At 69.3% G+C, this 19,978-nt stretch carries 15 protein-coding genes; 6 read left to right on the top strand and 9 right to left on the bottom strand.

Going from position 1 to position 19,978, the window contains the following annotated elements; all coding sequences use genetic code 11:
* Positions 1-58: 58 nt before the first annotated feature.
* From VGL85_RS14700 to VGL85_RS14675, 6 genes are all read right to left on the bottom strand, one after another.
* A complete protein-coding gene (locus tag VGL85_RS14700; RefSeq protein WP_331589704.1) occupies positions 59-1,756 on the bottom strand; it encodes a carboxylesterase/lipase family protein in 1,698 nt (565 codons plus the stop codon).
* Between the two features lie 42 nt (positions 1,757-1,798).
* Positions 1,799-3,496, bottom strand: coding sequence for a carboxylesterase/lipase family protein (locus VGL85_RS14695; RefSeq protein ID WP_331589703.1), 1,698 nt, complete (start codon positions 3,494-3,496; stop codon positions 1,799-1,801).
* A gap of 91 nt (positions 3,497-3,587) precedes the next feature.
* Positions 3,588-4,187: a helix-turn-helix domain-containing protein gene (locus tag VGL85_RS14690; RefSeq protein ID WP_331589702.1), complete on the bottom strand. Its 600-nt coding sequence runs from the start codon at positions 4,185-4,187 to the stop codon at positions 3,588-3,590.
* A 220-nt stretch (positions 4,188-4,407) separates the two neighbouring features.
* The gene (locus VGL85_RS14685) at positions 4,408-7,650 is read right to left on the bottom strand and encodes an error-prone DNA polymerase (RefSeq protein WP_331589701.1); all 3,243 of its coding nucleotides are present in this window, start codon (positions 7,648-7,650) and stop codon (positions 4,408-4,410) included.
* Positions 7,651-7,699: 49 nt separating this feature from the next.
* Positions 7,700-9,241: a DUF6504 family protein gene (locus tag VGL85_RS14680; RefSeq protein ID WP_331589700.1), complete on the bottom strand. Its 1,542-nt coding sequence runs from the start codon at positions 9,239-9,241 to the stop codon at positions 7,700-7,702.
* A complete protein-coding gene (locus VGL85_RS14675; protein ID WP_331589699.1) occupies positions 9,159-9,974 on the bottom strand; it encodes a protein imuA in 816 nt (271 codons plus the stop codon). The genes VGL85_RS14680 and VGL85_RS14675 overlap by 83 nt, the downstream gene beginning before the upstream one ends.
* 157 nt (positions 9,975-10,131) lie before the next feature.
* Between VGL85_RS14675 and VGL85_RS14670 the strand changes: the two genes are divergently transcribed.
* The 4 genes from VGL85_RS14670 (at position 10,132) to VGL85_RS14655 (ending at position 13,649) form a co-directional block, all read left to right on the top strand.
* Positions 10,132-10,641 carry a hypothetical protein gene (locus tag VGL85_RS14670; protein ID WP_331589698.1) on the top strand — a complete coding sequence of 170 codons (510 nt, stop codon included), beginning with the start codon at positions 10,132-10,134 and terminating at the stop codon, positions 10,639-10,641.
* A gap of 71 nt (positions 10,642-10,712) precedes the next feature.
* Entirely contained in the window at positions 10,713-12,239 is a 1,527-nt protein-coding gene (locus VGL85_RS14665) for a carboxylesterase/lipase family protein (RefSeq protein ID WP_331589697.1), read from the top strand.
* Positions 12,240-12,433: 194 nt separating this feature from the next.
* Positions 12,434-13,303 carry a Ku protein gene (locus VGL85_RS14660; RefSeq protein WP_331589696.1) on the top strand — a complete coding sequence of 290 codons (870 nt, stop codon included), beginning with the start codon at positions 12,434-12,436 and terminating at the stop codon, positions 13,301-13,303.
* Positions 13,304-13,355: 52 nt separating this feature from the next.
* Entirely contained in the window at positions 13,356-13,649 is a 294-nt protein-coding gene (locus VGL85_RS14655) for a DUF1330 domain-containing protein (protein ID WP_331589695.1), read from the top strand.
* A gap of 124 nt (positions 13,650-13,773) precedes the next feature.
* Here VGL85_RS14655 and VGL85_RS14650 read toward each other — a convergent pair whose 3' ends face one another.
* Positions 13,774-15,318 carry a carboxylesterase/lipase family protein gene (locus tag VGL85_RS14650; protein WP_331589694.1) on the bottom strand — a complete coding sequence of 515 codons (1,545 nt, stop codon included), beginning with the start codon at positions 15,316-15,318 and terminating at the stop codon, positions 13,774-13,776.
* Positions 15,319-15,480: 162 nt separating this feature from the next.
* Here VGL85_RS14650 and VGL85_RS14645 point away from each other — a divergent pair, with 162 nt between their 5' ends.
* A complete protein-coding gene (locus tag VGL85_RS14645; RefSeq protein ID WP_331589693.1) occupies positions 15,481-15,930 on the top strand; it encodes a hypothetical protein in 450 nt (149 codons plus the stop codon).
* A 39-nt stretch (positions 15,931-15,969) separates the two neighbouring features.
* On the opposite strand, the gene VGL85_RS14640 is transcribed toward VGL85_RS14645, so the two are convergent.
* Positions 15,970-16,428 (bottom strand): response regulator, encoded by a 459-nt coding sequence (locus tag VGL85_RS14640; RefSeq protein ID WP_331589692.1) that lies wholly within the window; start codon positions 16,426-16,428, stop codon positions 15,970-15,972.
* Positions 16,429-16,828: 400 nt separating this feature from the next.
* Positions 16,829-17,944, bottom strand: coding sequence for a hypothetical protein (locus tag VGL85_RS14635; RefSeq protein WP_331589691.1), 1,116 nt, complete (start codon positions 17,942-17,944; stop codon positions 16,829-16,831).
* Between the two features lie 223 nt (positions 17,945-18,167).
* Between VGL85_RS14635 and VGL85_RS14630 the strand changes: the two genes are divergently transcribed.
* Positions 18,168-19,886, top strand: coding sequence for a serine hydrolase (locus tag VGL85_RS14630; RefSeq protein ID WP_331589690.1), 1,719 nt, complete (start codon positions 18,168-18,170; stop codon positions 19,884-19,886).
* Positions 19,887-19,978: the final 92 nt, after the last annotated feature.

Below are 19,978 nucleotides of genomic sequence, written 5' to 3'. Positions count from 1 at the left end.
GGCGGCGCCCCTATCGACGCCGCACCCCAAGACCTCCCCGGCGGGAGGGGCGTATTCGCTACGCCTTGCGCGGGTCCGGCATCGTCGGGACCGCGTCGCAGATCATCCGCACGAAGTCGCCGCGGTAGTCGTCCGCCACCCGCATCTCGTTGTTGAACACCATGGTCGCGCGCTTGCTGGCTTCATAAGCCGGCCAGTGTGGGATTAGGTTGTTGTTCGGGTCGCCCGAGGTCGCGAAGGCCACCCAGGTGGCCGCCAGCCGGTCGCTCATCTGCCGGCCGGGCTTCATGCCGGCGCCGCCGATCGGGTTGCGCGACAGGTGGAAGCTCGCCTCCACATCGTGGCCGTGCACCGCGCCGAACTTGCCGTCGAAGGCCGGGGTCTCCCAGTCCCAGACGTACATGTAGACCGGCGCGCGCCCGAGCCTGGCCTTGCGCAGCGCCTGGATCTGGGAGTTGCCGCGGGTGGCGTCGGTAAAGGCCTCGGCCTGGGTCAGGTACCAGGATTGCCGGCCGTTCTCGCGACGGTAGGCGGCCATGATCTCCTCGCCCTTGGCCCCGAACCGCTGGCGGAACAGGGCCGCGCAGCCGGCCTCGTTCAGGTCGAAGTTGGTGAGCCGCAGCGCCGCGTCGTGCAGGGTGGTGGAGATGATCACCGGCACGTCGGCGGATTCCTCCGGCGCGGACGGATCGAACGGATGGTGCGGCAGGGTCTTGTCGCCGACCGTCGGGCGGAAATTGCCGCCGGATTTCACCTGGGCCTCCAGCAACTGCTGCCAGCTGACCTTCTGGATCGCCGCCGCATTGCCCTTGGCGATGCCGAGCGTCTTGAGCAGCTTTTCGGCCTCGCGGGTGGTCTCCTCCTGCGTGCCCTGGCGCAGCGTCGAGCCCGACTGCACCGCGGCGCGGTGGAACAGGCCCTTGGCCGAGGGCGTGGCCAGCAGGGTCGAGGTTTTCGAGCCGCCGCCCGACTGGCCGAAGATCATCACCCGGCCGGGGTCGCCGCCGAAGCGGCCGATGTTATCCCGAACCCACCGAAGGGAAGCCACCATGTCCATGACGCCGCAGTTGGCGGCGTTGGCGAACTCGGCCGGCGCGCCCACGCCGGTCAGGTTGAGGTAGCCGTTGGCCGCCAAGCGATGGTTCACGGTCACCACCACCACGTCGCCCAGGCGCGCCTGCTGGGCGCCGTCGTACATCGGCCCGTTGCCCGAGCCGGTGGCCCAGCCGCCGCCGTGGAAGCTGACCAGCACCGGGCGTTTGGCGTTGTCGTTGACGCTCGGCGTCCAGACGTTGAGGTTCAGGCAGTCTTCGCCCATGCCGCCGGGGCCCACGTGCCGGTCCCAGGCGATCATCATCGAATAGTCGCTGTCGAGCGCCGCGGGGGTCTGCGGCGAGATCGGGCCGTAGCCGACGCAGTTCCGCACGCCGGTCCAGGGTGTCGGCTTCTTCGGCGCCATGTAGCGGTTCTTGCCCCCGGTCGAGGCGCCGTAGGGGATGCCCTTGAATTCCTTGACCCGCCCGTTGGCGATGCCCTGCACCTTCCCGGCGGTGGTCTCCACCGTCCAGAAGATGCCGCCGACCGGCGTCGAATTGCCGAGGATGCGGGACGAGGCCGGGGCCGGCGGCTGGCCGAGCGCGGGCTGCGCCCTGGCCGTCGTGGCGACCGCACCCGCCGCCGTGGCGGCGAGCGAGGCGACCTGCAGCATGTCGCGGCGGCTGAGCTTGGAGTCCCCAGCCTTGGAGTCCTTGGGCATATCTCGTCCTCCCCGTTCTTGGTCTTGGCGCTTTTCCGAGGCTCAGCCGCGCGGCCCGGGGGCCGGCGGATTGGCGTCCCACCAGGCGCGGATCTCGGCGCGCGGATTCATCTCCTGGCGGGTGTCGTTGTCGAACAGCATCACATTGCGCTGGGCGTCGCTGTAGGGCTTCCACGGCGGGATATGGTGGTTGTTCGGGTCGCCCGTCTTGGCGAAGGTCGAGAAGCTGGAGGCCAGCCGGTCGGCCATCTTCTTGCCGGGCGTCGAGCCGTCGAAGAATCCGTCGCGCACCGAGTGGAACGAGGCCGAGACATCGATCCCGTGCACCGCGCCGAACTGGCCGTCATAGCCGGGCGTGCGCCAGTTCCACTGGTAGACATAGGCCGGCGCCCCGCCCGCCGCAGCCTTGCGGGCCGCCTGGGTGTAGGCCGCGCGCCGCGCGCCGGCGTCGGTGAAGGCCTGGGCCTGGATCAGGAACGGCGTGGCGATCGGGTCGTAGCGCCGATAGAGGGCGACCAGCTCCTTGCCCTTGCCCGGCCAGCGCCGGTCGAACAGCTCCGTGAGGCCGGCTTCGGTCAGGGTGAAGTTGGTCAGGCCGAGGGCCGCGTCCTCCAGACAGGTGGAGACGATGATCGGCACATTGGCCGACTCCGGCGGCGCGACCGGGTCGAAGGGATGGTGCGGCAGGGCGTCGGTGCCGATCACCGGCGAGAAGTTGCCGCCGGCCACGGTCTGCGCCTCGAGGATCTGCTGCCAGGAGATCTTCTGCAGCTCGCCCATGTTGGCCTTGCTGATGCCGAGCTGCTTCAGGAGCTTCTCGGCCGTCGCCGCGCCGGCCTCCGGCGTCACCAGTCTGAGCGCCGAGCCTGACTGCACCGCGGCGCGGTGGAACAGGCCCTTGGCCGGCGGCATGGCCAGCACCGTCGAGGTCTTCGCGCCGCCGCCCGACTGGCCGAAGATCATCACCCGGCTGGGGTCGCCGCCGAAGTTCTCGATGTTGTCGCGCACCCACTGCAGCGAGGCGACCAGGTCCATGACCCCGGTGACCCCGGCGTATTTGAAGGCCTCCGGCGCGCCGGCGCCCACCAGGTTGGTGTAGCCGAAGCTCGCCAGCCGGTGGTTGACCGTCACCACCACCACATCGCCGTAGTAGGCGAGGTTCTTGCCGTCGAAGCCGGGGGCGTTGCCCGAGCCGGTGGCGAAGCCGCCGCCGTGGAAGGAGACCATCACCGCCTTCTTGGCCGAGCGGTCGATGTTGGTCGTCCAGACGTTCAGCGACAGGCAGTCCTCGCCCATGCCGCCGACCTGGCGGTCCCACATGATGAACTGGCCATATTCGCCGCGGATGTCGGCCTGGGTCTGCGGGCAGACCGGCATGAAGGCGAAGCATTCGCGCACGCCCTTCCAGGGCGCCGGCTTCTGGGGCGGCATGAAGCGGTTCTTGCCGCCGGTGGGCGCGCCGTAGGGGATGCCCTTGAACTCCCAGACCGGGCCGTTGGCGATGCCCTGCACCTTGCCGGTGGCCGTGTCGGTGACCTGGAAGATCTTCGACGATCCACCACCGGCGGCGAGGCCCGCGGGCGCGGCGGCCGGTGGCGTGGGCGCCTGGGCCATGGCCTTCGGCGCCGCGGCCGCGGCGGCCAGGCCCGTGCCGACCAGGGCCGCCCCGGTGAGGAGCACGCTACGACGATCCGACACGACGGCGCGGTCGGACTCCGAGGATTTGGAGTCGATGGACATGTTGCCTCCCCGCCAGCCTGTCGTTGCCCCGGAGGCGCCGATCTGGCGGCTCGGCCCCCGATTTTGTTGGGCCGAAGCTTAGGCGCGGACCCTATCTGCGGTCAATCTTGCCTACAGGTGATTTGCCGCCGGATTGCAGGGTGTCGATGACCTGCTGGCGCAGGGATTTCAGCAGGCCCAGCACCTTGTCCGCGTCGGGCGAGGCGCGGCCGATGAACACCGAATCCATGGCCAGGCCGTTCAGCGCCACCCGCGTCAGGTGGGCGACCGCCTCGATCTCCACCAGCCGTTCGGGCACCCCCAGGTAGTCGGCCATGCGGGTGCGGGCCCGGTGCAGGCCCGCCTCCAGGTCGTCGGCGAACTGCGGGTAGCGCTCGGCGAGTTCCGGGTCGCTGCGCGCGGCGATGGTCACTTCCATGAGGGCGATGGCCGCCGGCGTGTGCAGCGAAGCCCAGACCGCGTCGACGCCGTGCAGGAACCGGTCGGGCCCGTCGGGGAAGGGCGCCAGGGTCTCGCGTACCTTCGCGCCGCGGGCGCCGGAGGCGTATTGCGCCACCGCGATCATCAGGTCGGTCTTGGTCGGGAACTGGTGCAGCAGCGAGCCGCGGCTGACCTTGGCCAGCTTTGCGACCAGGGGCGTGGAGGTGGCCGCATAGCCGAACTCCGCCAGGCAGCGCACCGCCGCCTCCATGATCTTCGCCCGTGTCGCGGCCCTGCGCTCTGCATTCGGGCCCCGTGGGACCCGGGGCTTCTTCGCCGTTGTCATGAGCTTCAGCATGGCGACGGAAGCCGCCGCCGCCAAGAGCCCTTCCCGCGCTTGATGATTATCGGGCGCGGATAGGAAGGGCTCTCAAGTCAAAGTGAGGACTCTGTTCATCCCGTTTGGCCGCCAAACGGGACAGGGTCCGGCCTCAATGGAAGTCGCGGCTGCGGATGAGGCGTTGAGTCACGCGGGCGTGCGGCGAGGGCGCCGGCGCGCCAGGGCCCTCCTCATGGTCGCGCATCCGGGCGAGCTGGCCGGAGAGGTCGGTGAAACCCTGGGCCACCAGGTGGACCACATTGTTGGCCGACTGCACCTGGCCGTGGACGATCAGGAACGAGGCGCCCATCACCGTGTTGCGGTTGGCCTGGAAGACATCCTGCCAGCAGACGATGTTGCCGACGCCGGTCTCGTCCTCCAGCGTCAGGAACACCACACCCTTGGCGGTGCCGGGCCGCTGGCGCACCAGCACTAGGCCGCCCACCGAGACACGCGCGCCGTTCGGCAGGCCGCCCAGGGTCTTGCAGGTCACCACGCGGCGCTTGTCGAGACTGGGGCGATAGAAGCTCACCGGATGGCGGCGCAGCGACAGGCTGGTGGTGCGGTAATCCTCCGCCACCTCCTTCGGCGCGGTCATGAAGGGCAGCTGGACCTGGGCCTCCTTGACGCTCTGGCGCGAGACCAGCGGCGCCGTCCGCTCCGCGCCGACCTCGTCGGCCTTGCCTTTCACCATCCAAAGCGCTTCCCGGCGCGAGAGCCCCAGGCTCTTGAAGGCGTCCGCCTCTGCGAGCAGTTCCAGGCCGCGCCGGGAGAGACCCGAGCGCAGGATGTAGTCGTCCAGGGAAGAGAGGCCCTGGCTACGCCGCGTCATGAAGGTTTCGATCTCGTCCTTCTTGAGCCCTTTCACTTGCCGCAGGCCCAGGCGCAAGGCGCGAAGCCGCTGGTTGGGATCGCTGGCCGGTTCGAGCGTGCAATCCCAATCGCTGGCCTGGATATCGGGCGGCCGAACCTCCACGCCATGCTGCTTGGCGTCCCGCACCAACTGCGCCGGCTGGTAGAACCCCATCGGCTGGCTGTTCAGCAGGGATGCACAGAACACCTCCGGGTGATGGTGTTTCACCCAGGCCGAGACGTAGACCAGGATCGCGAAGCTGATCGCGTGGCTCTCCGGGAAGCCGTAGGAGCCGAAGCCCTCGATCTGCTTGAAGCACCGTTCGGCGAAGTCGCGCTGGTAGCCGCGGCGCACCATCCCTTCGATGAACTTGTCCCGATAGGTCCAAAGCCGGCCGTCGGCCCGGAACGTGGCCATCGAACGGCGCAGGCCATCGGCCTCGTCGTCGGTGAACTTGGCCGCATCGATAGCCAGCCGCATCGCCTGCTCCTGAAACAGGGGTACGCCATAGGTTTTCAGAAGCACGTGCTTGAGCTCGTCCCGAGGGCCGTGCTCCGGGGATGGCGCCGGATATTCCGGCTCCTCTGAACCCTCGCGCCGCCGCAGATAGGGATGCACCATGTCCCCCTGAATGGGACCGGGCCGGACGATCGCCACCTCGATGACGAGGTCGTAGAATTTGCGGGGTTTCAGCCGAGGCAGCATCGCCATCTGCGCCCGGCTCTCGACCTGGAAGACTCCCACGGAATCGGCCTGGCACAGCATCTCATAGACCTCAGGATCCTCCTGAGGGACATGCGAGATGTCGGTGATGCGTCGTCCGTCGGGCAAGGGCGGCAGCATGTCGAAGCTGCGCTTCAGGGCTGTCAGCATCCCCAGAGCCAAGACGTCGACTTTCATCAGACCCACGGCGTCGATGTCGTCCTTGTCCCATTCGATGAAGGTGCGGTCCTTCATGGCGGCGTTGCCGATGGGCACGGTCTCGTCGAGGCGCCGTTGGGTCAGGACATAGCCACCGACATGCTGCGACAGGTGACGCGGAAATCCGAGAAGCTGTCCGGCGATCTTGGTGGCGCGCAGGATTTCGGGATTCTGGGGATCCAGACCCACCTGGCGGATGTGGTCGTCGGCGATCTCGCCGCCCCAGCTGCCCCAGACCGTATTGGCCAAGGCGGCGGTGATGTCCTCTGTCAGGCCCAGCGCCTTGCCGACCTGTCGGATCGCCATACGCGGCCGGTAGTGGATGACGGTGGCGACGATGGCGGCCCGGGCGCGGGTGTAGCGATCATAGACATACTGCATCACCTCCTCGCGTCGCTCATGCTCGAAGTCGACGTCGATGTCTGGCGGTTCGCCGCGCTCTTCGGACAGGAAGCGCGAAAACAGCAGATCCTGGTCGTCCTTGGTGGGGTCGACGGCGGTGACCTCCAGGCAATAGCAGACACAGGAGTTGGCCGCCGAGCCTCGGCCCTGGCATAGGATGCCTTTGCTGCGCGCCCAGCGGACAATGTCGTGGACAGTCAGGAAGTAGTTGGGGACATTCATCTTTTCGATGATGTCGAGTTCGCGCTTGATGGTCCGGCGTTCCTTCTGGCGCAGGCCTTTTTCGAAACGATATTGGGCGCCACGCCAGGTGAGCCGGCGCAGGTGATGGATCGCCGTGTCGCCCGGCGGCACCGGCTCGTCCGGGTATTCGTAGCGCAGCTGGCTGAGGTCGAAGCCGATCCGCTCGGCGATCTCGACGCTGCGCTCCACCGCGCCCGGGAACCTGGCGAACAGGCGGGCCATCTCGGCGGGCGACTTCAGGTGCCGCTCGGCGTTGGCCTGGAGCCTGAGGCCGGCCTCCTGGATCGTGCAGTTCTCGCGGATGCAGGTCAGCACGTCCTGCAGCGGCCGCCGCTCGGGGCCGTGGTAGAGGACGTCGCCCACGGCGACCATCGGGGCGCCCGACGCCTCAGCCAAGGCGGAGAGCTGCGACAGCCGCTGCAGGTCGCGCGGGCCATAGCGGCGCGCCGCCGCCAGCCAGACGGCGTCGCGCAGTTCGCCCGCGATCCGCTGCAGATCGGCCGCGAAGGCCTCGTCCAGCCGCTCCGGCGGGACCACCAGGGCGAGCTGACCCTCGGCATGGTCCAGGAAGTCGGCCCAGGTGAGTTCGCACTCCGCCTTCTTCGCGCGCCGCTGGCCGACGGTGAGCAGGCGGGTCAGCCGCCCATAGGCTTCGCGGTCCGACGGATAGACGATCAGGCTGGGCGAGCCGTCGGCGAAATCGAGCCGGCAGCCGGTGAACACCCGCAAGGTCCCCTGCGTCAGGCCTTTCTGTTCGATCAGGTCCTTGCGCGCCGACCAGGCCCGCACCACGCCAGCCAGGGAGTTGCGGTCGCAGACGCCGATGGCGTCGAGCCCCAGGGCCTCGGCGCCGATCACCAGTTCCCACGGATGCGAGGCGCCGCGCAGGAAGGAGAAGTTGGTGGCCGCCTGCAGCTCGGCATAGCGGGCGGTCATTGTCCTTCTCCCCTTACGGGGAGAAGGATCGCGTCTTCCTGGTTGCAGCTCATCCGAACACCCCGTGCATCCACCACTGCGGCGGGTCCTGCGGGTCGGCGTAGAGGCCGGCGCGGAACAACCAGAAGCGGCGGCCCTCGGCGTCCTCCACGCGGTAGTAATCGCGCACGTGGCGGGTATCGACGTCCTCGATCGCGCCCTTCCACCATTCTTCGCCGATCCGCTCCGGCCCCTCGGCGTGGCGCACGCGATGCAGCTGGCCGCGCCAGCGGAACTGGCTGGGCGGGTCGTCGGGCAGGGCGGCCATGACCGTCTCCACCGGTTCGGGGCGGCGGAAGAGGCGCGTCGGGCGCGGCGTTTCGCGCGCCCAAGGCCGGACCTCGGGCGCGCCGTTCGGCCTGCTGGCGAACGGCCGGGCGCGGTCTGCGGAAAGCTCCGGCACGTGGCTCTCGACCGGCGACGCCCGCCAGACGCGCGCCTCGCCCAGGCGGTTGACGAGCCGGTCGACTAGGGGCGCCAGGCCTTCTTCGAGCGTGGGCTCGCGAGCGGCGTCCAGCCGTCCCTGGCGCGCGGAGATCGGCTCGACGCCCTCGGCCGTCAGGGTCACCACCTCGATCCCGAAGCCGGGGTCGAGGGTCTCCAGCTTGGGCGCGAACAGCTTGCCGAGCCGGCGCGCATCGCGGCCGGGCAGCGCCAGGCCCACCTGGACCGGCAGGGTCTTGCCGTCCAGGCGGTGGTAGCAGAGCTCGAAGCGGCGACCGCCCTGGCCCTCGGTCTCCAGCCGCGCGCACAGCCTGGCGGAAATGTCGAAGGCCACACGGGCCAGGTCCTCCGGGGCGCTGATCGGCTCGGCGAAGGCCAGGCGGGCGAACCAGGGATTGGGCGGGCGGCGGAACTGCAGCGCCTCGGTCTCGCGGCCGAGCGCCTGGTCGAGGCGGGTGAGGGCGGCGCGCCCAAAACGCCGGGCGAAGGGCCCGCGCGGGATCGCCATCAACTGGCCCACCTGGCGCAGGCCCAGCCGCTCGATCTGCGCCCAGGTCTCCAGATCGAAGCGCAGGGCCGCGGGGCGCAGGGGCTTGAGCAGCACAGCCTGGCCGCCGGGCGGGGCGATGGCGGCGTCCTCGCCGTAGTGGGCCAGCGCCCAGGCCGCGCCGGGCGTATCGGCGATGGCTGAGCGGAACGGCAGCCCATTGGCCGCCAGCCGCTCGGTCAGGTCAGCCAACATCGCCGCCTCGCCGCCCCACAGGTGATCGACGCCGGTCACGTCGAGGAACAAGCCGTCGGGCGCATCGAGGGCCACGGCGGGCGAGAAGCGCACGCACCAGTCGGCCAGCGCCATCAGCGCCGCGGCGTCGGCCTGCGGCTCCGCCTCGGCGGTCGCAAGCTCCGGGACCAGGGCCATGGCGTCGGTGGCCTTCTGGCCGACCGACAAGCCGAGCCGGCTGGCCGTTTCGCTCACCGCCGACAGCCGCCGCACCGCGCGCACGGTCTCGATCAGTGCAAACGGCTCAGCCGGCCAGTCGCAAGGATTGCGCCGGCGCCAGTTGGCGATCGCCCAGTTCGGCGACCAGGCGCAGAGGATGCGCGACATCCGTCGTCTCCAGATTGTAGGCGCCGGCCGCTTCCAGCAGCCACTCGCCGGTCCGCCCGCCGCGGCAGCGCTCCAGGGCGGCGCGGAAGCGGGGGAGCCCCAGGCCGAACTCGCCCACCGGCGGCTCCGACGGCGCCGAGGCCACGCGCCAGCGGGTGGCCGAGGCCGAGCCGGGGGCCTCGCGCGTCGCGGAGCCGCCATAGGGCCGGCGGCGGATCACGAAACCGGTCGCGCCATGCTTCTCGCAGGCCAGCTGCAGCCTGCGCCCGGCGGTGAGGTCGCAGGCTTCGATCTCGCCCACCACGGCCGTCACGCCCACGGTGGAGAGCGCGTCCTCCATCACCGACAGCGCCTCGGCCTCGTCGCGGGCGCAGACCTGGATCAGCCGCGCCGTGGGGAACCCCAGCCCGGCCAGGCCCGGCGCCCAGAGGTCGTCGCGGCGCAGCACCCAGACCACCTCGCCCCCGGATGGGCCTTTGCGGGCGAGCGGAGAAGCCATCAGCGCCGTGAAGGCGGCCGGGGCGGCGGCGACCTCGGTCTCCAGGCCCTCGGCGCAGACTTCGTGCCAGCGGCCAAGCGGCAGGCCGCCGCCCGGCAGGCAGGCGTCGATCCGCGCGTCGCCGAACGGCAGGGCGCCGGCGTCCGGACGCGCGGCCGTCTCCAGGGCGGCGATCTTCGCCCGCACGGCGGAAAGCCGCCCATCCCGCGGAAGGGAGGCGCGAAAATCGGACATGACCTTCCGGACTCCTTTCGTTCCAGTTTTGTTCTAGAACCAGAACACCAGGAGTCAAGTTCCTTCCCGGGCGCAGCCTTGCGCCTTACCGCGATTTAACTGGCGTCCCGCCAGCCACGACTTGACCATGGGGAAGGCAACGCGCGGGGGCTCGAACGTGCGCAAATTCCTCGACGGGGCGCTGATCGCGGGGGCCGCGGGCTTCATCCTGGTCCTGGCCGTTTCGGCCGCCTTCGACCGGACGATCATCGTCCTGCATATCTTCCAGGCGCTCATGTACCTGGCGGTGATCGCCCTGGTGTCGCGGCGCAACCGCTGGGGCTATTTCCTGGCGGTGGCGATCGCCGGCTTCTGGAACTACACGAACCTCTTCGTCACCAACTTCTTCGTCAGCGGCCTGCGCGCGCTGGAGCATCTGCTCACGACAGGCCAGCTGGTCCACGCCGACCAGCTCGTGGCCGTCGCCGCCGTCTTCTTCCACCTGGTGATGATCGCCGCCGGCGTGGCGCGCATCGTCCAGACCTCACGCAAGGCGCTCGCCGACCTGGGGGTTTTCCTCTTCGCCCTGGTCGCCTCCACCGCCTATTTCGCGGCCTGCATGGCCCTCTTCCAGCCGCGCTACCTGCAGCTTTTCCCGCGCCTCCTGCACCCGCACGGCTGGGGCTGACGGCCACCGACGCGCCTTGACCGCCCGGGCCGCCCGCCGGAAGGTCGTGGCCGAAACCGGGGAGAGCGCCGATGATCCATTTCGCCGTCGCCGTTGGATTTGGCGCAATCCTGATCGCCGGGGCCGCTGTCGCCCAGGCCCTGCCGCCAGCGGAAGGCAAGCCGGTGACGGTGAAGATAGAGTCCGGGCCGGTGGTCGGCGTGGCGGAGGGCAAGGCCGATGTCTTCCGCAACATCCCCTATGCCGCGCCGCCGGTGGGCGCGCTGCGCTGGGCGCCGCCGCAGCCGGTGAAGCCCTGGACCGCGCCCCGGCCGGCCGCAGAGCCGGGCCCGTCCTGCCCGCAGCCGATGAACGCCAACGGCACGCCCAACTCCGGCGGCGCCAACGGCCCGACGTCGGAAGACTGCCTGCAGCTCAACGTCTTCGCGCCGCCGCATGCGAAAGGCGCGCCGGTGATGGTCTGGATCCATGGCGGCGGCCACCGCACCGGCGCGGGCTGGATCTATGGCGGCGAGAACTTCGCCCGCGACGGGGTCGTGGTGGTGGCCATCAACTACCGGCTGGGCGCGCTGGGCTACTTCGCCCACCCGGCTATCGACAAGGCCGCCAAGCCCGGCGATCCGGTCGGCAACTATGGCCTGATGGACCAGATCGCGGCTTTGCGGTGGGTGAAGCGGAACATCGCGGCGTTCGGCGGCAATCCCCAGAACGTCACGGTCTTCGGCGAGAGCGCCGGCGGGGAGAGCACCCTGGCGCTGCTGGCGACGCCCTCGGCCAGGGGTCTCTACCAGAAGGCCATCGTCGAGAGCGGCCTGGGCTGGTTCGCGCCCAAGACCCTGGCCGACAAGGAGGCCGACGGGATCAGGTCACTTGAGCGCGCCGGGATCAAGGCCTCCACGGCGGCCGAACTGCGCGCGCTGCCGGCCGACGCGCTCGTGCCGGTGAACGACAACTACGAGCCCTTCATCGACGGCAAGCTGATGACCGAGACGGCCACCCAGGCCATCGCCCGCGGCCAGGTCCCAGACGTGCGGCTGATCATCGGCTCCAACTCCGGCGAGGACTCGCTGATGGGCCCGATGACGCTGGGCGAAGCGGCGCTGGCGCGCATCCCGGCGGGGTTGAAGCCGGCCTACGCGGCCGAGGCGGCGGCCGGACCGGACACCTTCGCCCGCGCGGTGTTCACCGACCGGGTGATGGGCGGCCCGGCCCGTTGGATCGCCGCCCAGACCTCCGGCGGCAAACCCACCTGGCTGTACTACTTCTCCTATGTCGGCTCGCGCTTCCCGGCGTCGAAGACCCGCGCCAGCCACGCCGACGAGATCCAGTACGTCTGGGACTACTGGGGCCGACGCACGCCGATGAGCATGGTCAGCGCCAAGGACCAGGAGGTGGCGAACCTGATGCACGCCTGCTGGGTGGCCTTCGCCAAGACCAGCGTCCCGAAATGCGGCGCGACCGACTGGCCGGCCTACAGCCCGGCGCGCGACCAGCTCATGGAGTTCGGCAAGGACAGCGGCGTGCGCACCCACTTCCGCAAGACCCAGCTCGACGCGGAGGAGGCCTCGACCCTGCCGGCGCTGAAACTGAGCAAGTAGCTGTGTCATCCCGGAAAGCGCGCAGCGCTTGTCCGGGACCCATGAACACCGCCGTTCAGGATGGATTGCAGCGGCCATGCTGCACCTCGTCTTGCGGCGCGGAGTCTATGGGTCCCGGTCTTCGCGTGCCGCGAAACCGGGATGACACCCCCAGCGTTTCGTGAGTCTCCTCAAGGGCTTGCGGAACTCAGATCATGGCCACCCGTCCGACCTGGCAGGGCTACCTGCGGCTTTCCCTGGTGAGCTGCCCGGTGGCGCTCTACACGGCCACCTCGCGCGGCGGCGAGGTGCATTTCAACATGCTCTCGAAGAAAACCCACAACCGCATCCGCATGATCCCCACCGACCCCGAGGAAGGCCCGGTGGAGCGCTCGGAGATCGTCAAGGGCTATGAGATCGAGAAGGGCCGCTATGTGGTGGTCACCGGCGAGGAGCTGGAGAACGTGCGCCTGGAGACCACCCGGACGCTCGACATCGAGCGCTTCGTCGACGACGCGGACATCGACCGGCTCTACTGGAACGATCCCTATTTCCTGGCGCCCGACGGCGACATGGCGGCCGAGGCCTTCGCGGTGATCCGCGAGGCGATGAAGAAGGCCGGCAAGGTGGCCCTGGGCCGGCTGGTCATGCACCAGCGCGAGCGGCTGATGGCGCTGGAGCCGCTCGACAAGGGCATCGTCGCCTACACCCTGCGCAACAAGAGCGAGGTCCGCGACGCCGACGACGTGTTCGGGGCCATCAAGGCCGTCAAGCCGCCGGCCCAGATGATCGAGATCGCCGCCAAGATCATCGACCAGCTCGAGGGCCCCTTCGACCCCAGCCAGTTCAACGACCGCTACGAGGACGCGCTCAGGGCGCTGATCAAGGAAAAGCAGAAGGGCCATACCGTCGAGGCGCCCGAGGAGCCCCGCGAGGCCGAGGTCATCGACCTGATGGACGCCCTGAAACGCAGCCTGGGTCAGGGCGGCGAACGGCGCAAAACCGCATCCCACCATGCCGCCAACAAGCCCGCGACCCACAAGGCCTCCGCACACCGCAAGGCGCCGGCCAAGAAGCGCGCCTGACGCCCGGCCCCGCGGCGGCTAGGCTGGCGGCCTCGATCCGCCGGAGCCCGCCATGGCCGCCTATGTCGTCAACGAGATCTGGGTCAACGATCCGCAGCTGTTCCAGACCTATGTGGTGCAGGTTCCCGCAACCATCGCCAAGCACGGCGGACGTTATGTGGTGCGCAGCGGCGCCACCGAGGCGGTGGATGGCGAGCCGCCCGGCCGCATCGTGATCCTGGAATTCGCCGACCGCGCCGCGGCGCTGGCCTGGCGGTCCTCGCCGGACTACCAGGCCATCCTGCCGATCCGCGACGCCAGCTCGACGTCGCGGGTCTATGTGGTCGAGGGCTATCAGGCCCCATAGTCCGTCATCCTCCGGTCGCCCGAAGAGGCGATCCGGGGAACCCATTCGGCGTGACCTACCCAGCAATTCAGCTTGGGTCCCCTGGATCAGCCTGCGGCTGACCAGAGGATGACGATGGTGGGAATTACTTCGGCGAGGTCGGAGAGGCCCCTTCGCCGGCCTTCACACGGGCTTCCTGCCAGTCGAGCTCGGCCTTCAGGAAGTGGTCGTGCGGCTGCGGGCCGGCGGCGCCGAATTCCATGTAGGTCTCGCCCGGCTCGAACTTCGGCCAGGCCGGACCGCCGGCGCTGTCCGGGTTGCCGGTCTTGATGAAGGCCGCCCAATAGGCGTTGATCGCCTTGGCCAACGCCAGGTCGGCATCGGCGAACTGCTGCTTGGGCCCGGCGAAGGCGAACTTGATCTCCGCCGTGTGGCCCGCGCCCCACTTGCCTTGCGGCGTCGTCCGGGACGCCGGGGTCACATAGGAGAAGTAGTAGGTGTAGACCTTCTGGCCGGCCTTGGACTGGGCGCGGCTGATCGCGCGGTCGGGTTCGGTGATGTACTGGCGGGTCGCCATGTCATCGACGATCTGCTGCTTGTCGCCCGCGCCCTTGGGGTCGAAGGCGGCCATGGCGGCGGCCTTCTGGCCGGCCGGTATCGCGTCCAAGGCCGCGGGCGTGGGCCGGAACAGGCTGGCCTCGTAGGAGTTGCCGCCGATCAGCAGCGGCACCTTGGCTGACTTGCCCGCCGCGAAGCCCTCGGCGATGCCGCCCTGCACATAGCGCCCGTCGAGGATCGGGCCGGCGCGGCTGGTGAACGGGCCGGTATAGGGCATGGCGCTCAGCGGCAGCTTGCGCAGCGCCGTAGCGGCGGCCGCATCCTCGCCGCTGACGCCGGCGGTCTGGGCGGCCTTCAGGCCCGCGGCCTGGGCCTCGGCCATCGGCGTGGGCTCCAGGCGGCCGAAGCTCGACTCGCCGATCGCCTTCTGGAACAGGCCGCGCGCATCGGGCGCCAGCATCAGCTCCAGCACCGAGATGCCGCCGGCGCTCTCGCCGCCGATGGTGATGTTGGTCGGGTCGCCGCCGAAGCTGGCGATGTTGGCCTTCACCCACTTCAGCGCGGCGATCTGGTCCATCAGGCCGTAGTTGCCGCAGGGGCCTTCCTTGCAGAGCGCCGGATGGGCGAACCAGCCGGCGCGGCCCAGGCGGTAGCTGACCGAGACGGTGATGATGCCGTCCTTGGCGAACTGGATGCCGTCGGTCTGGGCCCCGAAGGCGCCGGTGGCCGAGCCGATGGTGAAGCCGCCGCCGTGGATCCAGACATAGACCGGCAGCTTCTGACCGGGCTTGGCGCCGGCCGGCCGCGTCACATTGGCGAACAGGCAGTCTTCGACCTGGCTCCCGTCCCGGGCGGGCTGGCAGGAGGCGCCGGCCTTGGTGGCGTCGCGCGCGCCGCTCCAGCCCTTGGCGGCGGCCGGCGGCTTCCAGCGCAGGTCGCCCACCGGCGGGGCGGCGTAGGGGATGCCCCAGAACTCTTCGACGCCCTCGACCGAAGCGCCCTGCAGCGCGCCCTGCTTGATGGTGGCGGTCGGACCGCCCTGGGCCAGCGCCGCTGTGGGAAGGGCTGCCGCGGGAAGCGTAACGGCGCCCAGCGCGAGCGCGACGGCGGTCATGGTGGTGCGGATCGTCATGATGGCTCCCCCTGAAATCCTGTCTTTGAAATCGTGTCTTTCGCCGGTCTCTAGGCCGCGGCTGTTTCCCGATTGTGTCTCGGAAACCCCTGGCCGGCCAGCCTTGACCGACCCAGCCGCCGATGATGACTTCGCCGGGCCGCCGCTTCCTGGACGCATCGCATGTCGCAACCTTCCCCCGAGGACAAGACCCGGTTGGCTTCGCGGCTGGCGGCGGACTACCTGCTGCGCTCGCTGAAGATGATCGGCGAACTGGCCGAGGGCGAGCTGCTCACCGGCCTGGTGAACCTGGCCCTGGTGCAGGCCAATGTCTCACACCTCGATCGCGTGGCCAGCGGGTTCGACGGCGTCGACACGCCACCGCCCGACGAAGTTCGCCGGCCGGTCAGCATCCTGGCGCTGTCGGCGAGCCTGGGGCTGCCCTACGAGACCACCCGGCGGCACGTGGCCAAGATGGTCGCGACCGGCCAGTGCGTGAAGGTGAAGGGTGGGGTGGTGGTCCCGACCGCGGTGATCGACGACGGACGCCGCACCGAGATGCTGGAGGTGAACCTGATGAACCTGCGCCGACTGTTCCGCAACCTGCGGGCCGCTGGGGTCAATCTGGACTGACGGGCCAGACGGGCCTTTCGGACGGGCAGGGGCGGCGGATCAGATTTCGCGGGTCGCCGCGGCGCGGTCGTCGGCCAGCATCCGGCGGTTGGCGAACCCTTCGGAAACGGCCCGAGCGAAGCGCGCGACGCTGAACGGCTTGCTGATGAAGCTGTCGGCGCCCATGGCGCCGGCCTCGATTACACGCGCCTCGGTGGCGTGGGCCGAGACCATGACGATCGCCAGGCCGGCGATCCGCCGCTCGCCGGCGGCCCGGATCCGGCGGACGAACGCCAGGCCGTCCTCCTTGCCCAACTCGATGTCCGCGAAGACCACGTCGACGAGACCGGCCTGCACGATCTTCCAGCCTTCCGTGGCGCTCTCCGCCTTGAGAATCCGGGTGATGCCCAGGCCGCGCAGCACCTCGGCGATCAGGGTCCGGGTGGTGGCGTGGTCGTCCACCACCAGGGCGGTGACGCTGGAAAAATCGAGGTAGGCGTCGGCGGGTCGAAGGCTCATGAAAGCGTCCCACGTGGCGTCTCGGACCCTGCCATCTGCGGCCGAGCTTCCTAACGCTAGGCTGATCCCCGGAGCCGTCCCGACCGGCGGTTACCCAAAATGGGGACTTTCCTGGCGTCGCAGGCGGTGAGGCGGGAGTCGCCGCCGAGGCCCAGGGCCGGCCTCTGAGCGCTGCGGCGTGGGATGGGAAGTCGGGAACCACGGAACACACGGAAAGAAGGCTCGCGCTAGAGGGCGCCTTCTGCTTTGTCCGCGTGGGTTCGTGACTTTGATTTCCGCTCGTCCCGGCGAAAGCCGGAGCCGATAGGGCGCTCAAGATCTTGGCGCCGCCCGAACGAGCGCATCAATTCAGCTCGGGTCCCGGCTTTCGCCGGAATGAGCGGGGATTTAGCGGCGTCGGCTATCGCGCCCAGAAAGCCTTTGGCGGACGGCTGAAAGTCACCGCGTAGTCCGACCAGATCATCGGTCGGCCCGTCATGATCCGCATGCGGCGGCTGGTCTCCCGGAAATAGGCCTCGTCCATCAGCAGGGTGAGATCGCTCGGCGAGACCATGAGCTCCGCCGACGGCGCGAGGTAGAGCAAGGCGTCGGCATCGACCCCGGCGCTGATCCGCTGCGCCCGCTCCCGCCAGCGCGCCAGTTCGGCCGCCGGGATCGACGATGGACCGACCGGGGTCGGGACGGGCAGGGCGCAGCCGGGACGCAACAGGGCGGCTTCCACGGCGGTGTCCTTGATCGTCGTTACGAGGCTGTTCCTCGGCCATTTCGTCGTCGCCTCGAACGTCGTCGCACAGTCGGCCTTGGGGAAGCCGATGTAGGGGGCGATCACGTAGAAGGCGCCGGGGTGGTTCCGCTCGACAAGGTCCTTCAGCCTCGGCGGCGGCTCGGCAACGTTGGGCGGCGCGTCGTTGAAGAAGTGGTAGGTTCCGTAGATCACCAGCGCCTTCTTGCCCCGAGCCAGGATCTCCCGCGCGATGATCCGCGCCGGGGCCGCGTCGCGTTGGTCCATGAACGGTTCGAGGTCCTGCGTCGTACGGATCTTGTTCCAGTCGGCGGCGGGTTCGCCCAGCCAGACATGGATGCGCCGATCGGGCGGCAAGCGTTGGTTCACGGCCCGGACCTGGGCGAAAAAGGTCTGGTACATCACGGAAGTGACGGTCGGCGCCGCGCCCACCGTGTCGCTCCAGACGCGCCGAAGCTCTCCGTAGGGAACGTCCTGGCCGGCCAGGTAGCGGTCGATGATGTCCTGGTGGGCGCTGCTGCCGAACTCCACCACGACGTTGCCGACCGTTGCGGCGAAGCGCGGGTCGCGCACCAGGCTGTTGTAGAACTCGCCTTCGTTGGCCAGGCCGTGCAGGTCGCCCAGGCCGACCAGCGGATGGGTTTCAAACGCGGCGAACACGCCATCCAGGGCCGGGCGGACGACCGCTTCGGCGGCCGTGGCGGACGGCGAGGAGCAGAGGGCCGCGAGCGCGCCGACAAGGGAAGAGATTGCCGCCTCGACTGGAAAGCCCATGCCCGTCCCTCGGAAGTTACATATGTAATAATCTGGGGAAGAACGTCGTCGTCAAGGCTCGCGTATGCCCACCACCAGTCTTCCAGGCGACTGGGCGGCTTTTATCTCTCGCCGAGTCGCGCTTCGGGTCCCGCTTGGCCTGAGCCGCCACAACCGTGGCCGCACCCACGTTGCGTTTTGATCGCCACGGCCCGATCCTGCCGCCCTACGGGCGGGGGCGGCGATGAAGATCACGGCGTTGGTTGTTGCGATGGCCTGCCTTGTGGCGCTTCCGGCCACCGGCGTTCGCGCCGCGGATCGCCCCGGCGTAGGCGCCGTCACGGCGACGCAGGAGGCCCGGGCGGTCGACCAGCTCTTCGCCCCGTGGGCCAAGCCGCACTCTCCTGGCGCCGCGATCGCGGTCATCCGGGACGGGAAGATCGTCTACAGCCGCGGCTATGGCGAAGCGAACCTGGAGTACGGCGTGCCCAACACGCCGGACACGGTGTTCCACCTGGCTTCGGTCTCGAAGCAGTTCACCGCCTTTGCGATCTACCTCCTGGCGCAGGAGGGAAAGCTGTCGCTCGACGACGACGTGCGCAAATACGTCCCGCAGCTGCACGACTTCGGGAAGGTCGTGACGATCCGCGAGCTGCTGCATCATACGAGCGGCGTCCGCGATCAATGGAACCTGCTGGCGCTGGCCGGATGGCGGCTCGACGACGAGATCACCGACGATGACGTCGCGCGCCTGCTCTTCCAGCAGACCGCGCTGAACTTCCCGCCCGGCGACAAATTCCTCTACAGCAACAGCGGCTACAGCCTGCTGGCCCTGGTGGTGAAGCAGGTTTCCGGCCAGCCGCTGTCCGCGTTCGCCAAGCAACGGATCTTCGATCCCCTCGGCATGACCCACACCCATTTCCAGGACAGCTACAGCCTCGTCGTCCCCAACCGCGCCTACTCCTACGCGCGCGGGCCCGACGGACAGTACCGCTATGTCGCGCTCACCTACTCCACCACGGGGCCGTCGAGCCTGTTCTCGACGGTCGGCGACCTGGCCCGCTGGGACCAGAACTTCTACGACGGAAAGGTCGGCGGCCTGGCGCTGCTGGCCCGGATGCAGGAGAAGGGCAAGCTCAACAGCGGCGCGGAGATCCCCTATGCGTCCGGCCTCGAGATCGGGACCTATCGCGGCCTCAGGACTGTCTCGCACAGCGGCGGCGACGCCGCCTACGGCACCTTCATCCTGCGCTTTCCGGACCAGCACTTCTCAGTCGTGGTTCTCGGCAACGCGGGGCTCAATCCGGGAATCCCGGCCTACAAGATCGCCGACATCTACCTGAAGGACAGCCTGAAACCCGCGCCGCCGTCGCCGCCACCGCTCGACGACAAGCCGGAGATCAAGGTCGACGCGAAGCGGCTCGACGCCTACGTCGGCGACTACGAAGTCGCGCCGGGCTTCTTCATCTCCTTCACCCGGGACAACGACCACCTGGTCCTGCGCGCGACCGGCCAGCAGTCGGCGCCGATGTATGCCGTCTCCGACACCGCCTTCCGCCTGCGCGCACCCCCGGTGGAAGTGGTCTTCGACAGCCCCTCGGCCGGCGGCAGGATCGACGGCGCCGTCGTGCGCCAGAACGGTGTCGACCGGCGCATGAAGCGAACCGTGCTCGCCAAGCCGGCCGCGGACCAGCTCAAGGCCTACGAAGGGCGCTACTACAGCGCCGAGCTCGGCGTCATCTACGATGTGCGGGTGCGTGACGGCGCTCTGGAAGTGCGCCATCCCCGCGGCGACATCCGGCTGGAGCCGGAGGGGAAGACGACGTTCGTAGGAACCTTCCCGATCGGCCAGGTGACGTTCGCCTGCGGCGAGGCCGGCGCGTGCAACGGCTTCACCATCAACAACGGCCGGGTGGAGAACCTCAAGTTCGAGAAGGTCGCGGTCACGCCGGTGGGGCGCTGACGCCGGCCGCCATGAGATCGACGCCCCGGCGGGTCCAGGCGAGCCGGACCCGTCGAAGCCCAGCTTGCCCCTTGGCGACCAGGGACTAGTTT

The organism is Phenylobacterium sp. (assembly GCF_036501465.1).
Lineage (GTDB): Bacteria > Pseudomonadota > Alphaproteobacteria > Caulobacterales > Caulobacteraceae > Phenylobacterium.
Note: the sequence above shows the minus strand (reverse complement) of the source record. Positions and strands in the feature narration are given on the sequence as shown.

Excerpts from the sequence above, each read along its gene's own strand:
- VGL85_RS14695 (WP_331589703.1), bottom strand. The coding sequence starts at position 3,496 with ATGTCCATCGACTCCAAATCCTCGGAGTCCGACCGCGCCGTCGTGTCG.
- VGL85_RS14630 (WP_331589690.1), top strand. The coding sequence starts at position 18,168 with ATGAAGATCACGGCGTTGGTTGTTGCGATGGCCTGCCTTGTGGCGCTT.
- VGL85_RS14650 (WP_331589694.1), bottom strand. The coding sequence starts at position 15,318 with ATGACGATCCGCACCACCATGACCGCCGTCGCGCTCGCGCTGGGCGCC.
- VGL85_RS14660 (WP_331589696.1), top strand. The coding sequence starts at position 12,434 with ATGGCCACCCGTCCGACCTGGCAGGGCTACCTGCGGCTTTCCCTGGTG.
- VGL85_RS14655 (WP_331589695.1), top strand. The coding sequence starts at position 13,356 with ATGGCCGCCTATGTCGTCAACGAGATCTGGGTCAACGATCCGCAGCTG.
- VGL85_RS14700 (WP_331589704.1), bottom strand. The coding sequence starts at position 1,756 with ATGCCCAAGGACTCCAAGGCTGGGGACTCCAAGCTCAGCCGCCGCGAC.
- VGL85_RS14685 (WP_331589701.1), bottom strand. The coding sequence starts at position 7,650 with ATGACCGCCCGCTATGCCGAGCTGCAGGCGGCCACCAACTTCTCCTTC.
- VGL85_RS14690 (WP_331589702.1), bottom strand. The coding sequence starts at position 4,187 with ATGGAGGCGGCGGTGCGCTGCCTGGCGGAGTTCGGCTATGCGGCCACC.
- VGL85_RS14680 (WP_331589700.1), bottom strand. The coding sequence starts at position 9,241 with ATGTCGCGCATCCTCTGCGCCTGGTCGCCGAACTGGGCGATCGCCAAC.
- VGL85_RS14675 (WP_331589699.1), bottom strand. The coding sequence starts at position 9,974 with ATGTCCGATTTTCGCGCCTCCCTTCCGCGGGATGGGCGGCTTTCCGCC.
- VGL85_RS14665 (WP_331589697.1), top strand. The coding sequence starts at position 10,713 with ATGATCCATTTCGCCGTCGCCGTTGGATTTGGCGCAATCCTGATCGCC.
- VGL85_RS14640 (WP_331589692.1), bottom strand. The coding sequence starts at position 16,428 with ATGAGCCTTCGACCCGCCGACGCCTACCTCGATTTTTCCAGCGTCACC.
- VGL85_RS14635 (WP_331589691.1), bottom strand. The coding sequence starts at position 17,944 with ATGGGCTTTCCAGTCGAGGCGGCAATCTCTTCCCTTGTCGGCGCGCTC.
- VGL85_RS14645 (WP_331589693.1), top strand. The coding sequence starts at position 15,481 with ATGTCGCAACCTTCCCCCGAGGACAAGACCCGGTTGGCTTCGCGGCTG.